A 1416-nucleotide genomic window follows, 5' to 3' on the forward strand; every position below is an offset into this window, starting at 1 on the left:
CCTAGTACTGCAACCGTGTTTGGCGTGACGGTGTGTCGGTTTATGGGTTGTGGTTTCGTCGTCTGTAGTGGCTGATCCGTGCTCGGCGTTGCGCTCGTCTCCGCCAATGGGACCAGTGCAGAACATGGGCGACGGAGGGAAGCAGGCGTGCTGTGAGGTGGGCGGTCAGACGGCGGATTTCGGGCAGACTCAGTGGGACGAGGTGCTGTTCACCGGGTTTTGAGCCCCTTTTTTGAGCTCCTGCGCGCGGACCGCTGTCAGGTAGGCGTGGACTGCCATGGCGAGGGTGATGTGCCGGTACCAGGCGTGGTATTTGCGGACCTGGTAGTGGTCGAGGCCGCATTCGTTCTTCGCGGTCTGGAAGCATTCCTCGATCGTCCACCGCCGGCCGGCCACGGCCAGGAGGGCGTTGAGGGTGGCGCCTTCGGGTGCGAAGCACACGTAGTAGGCGATCTCGGTGGGATCGCTGATGCTGCGGCGGGCGAGGACCCAGTGCTCGACGCCTTCTTCGCGCCACGGTCGGATCGAGGCCCGGGCCCAGTCGTAGACGCGCTCACCGTGGGTGCCCCGGCCGCACGAGCGGCGTTTCCACGCCTGTCGGGGCAGGCCGGCGACCAGTTCGTCCACAGGATGGTCCATGCGTGAGGCGGTGACGACGGTGTCATTGCGGCGGGTTGCCAGCACGTGAAACACCCCGCGCTGTTCGAGCCAGTAACGCAGCCCCTTGACCTGCCCGTATGCCTCGTCAGCGGTCAGCCACGCGAACGGCACCCGCGCGGCGAGAGCCCGCTCGATCATCGCCTTGGCATGTTCGATCTTCGTAGCGAATGCGACCTCGTCGGGGACCGCGGCAGCACGGCAGCGTTCCCGGTCCTCGGTCCAGGACGCGGGCAAGTACAGCTCCCGGTCGATCAGCGTGTGACCGGTATCGGTTGCATAAGCCATAAATGTGCCGACCTGGCTGTTCTCGACCCGGCCCGCCGTGCCGGTGTACTGCCGCTGGACGCCGGCCGAACGGACCCCCTTCTTCAGGAACCCGGTGTCGTCCACGACGACCACTGCCTGCCGGTCACCGAGGTGTTCGATCACAAACTCCCGCACGTCGTCACGGACTTCGTCAGCGTCCCAGTCGCACGTGTTGAGCAGTCGCTGCAGGCGGTCCGGCCGGTCATGCCCCGCACGCTCCGCGACCGTCCAGGCGTTCTTCCGCTCCAGCGAGGACACCAGCCCACGCATATAGGCCAACGCCGACTCCCGGGGCTCCGCGCGCTGAAAACGGTGCACGAACCGCTCATGCACCTCCTCCAGCCCCGCTACCCACCGCCACACGTCACCAACATCGAGATCCCCACCCATGACAGCAACAACGACCACGACGACACACCGTCACGCCAAACACGGTTGCAGTACTAGGCA

1 protein-coding gene is annotated in these 1416 nt (G+C 65.7%); it reads right to left on the reverse strand.

Going from position 1 to position 1416, the window contains the following annotated elements:
* Positions 1–189: 189 nt before the first annotated feature.
* A complete protein-coding gene (locus NBY69_RS29190) occupies positions 190–1356 on the reverse strand; it encodes an IS701 family transposase (RefSeq protein ID WP_250304891.1) in 1167 nt (388 codons plus the stop codon).
* Positions 1357–1416: the final 60 nt, after the last annotated feature.

It is taken from the genome of Streptomyces sp. A 4/2 (assembly GCF_940670765.1).
Lineage (GTDB): Bacteria > Actinomycetota > Actinomycetes > Streptomycetales > Streptomycetaceae > Streptomyces.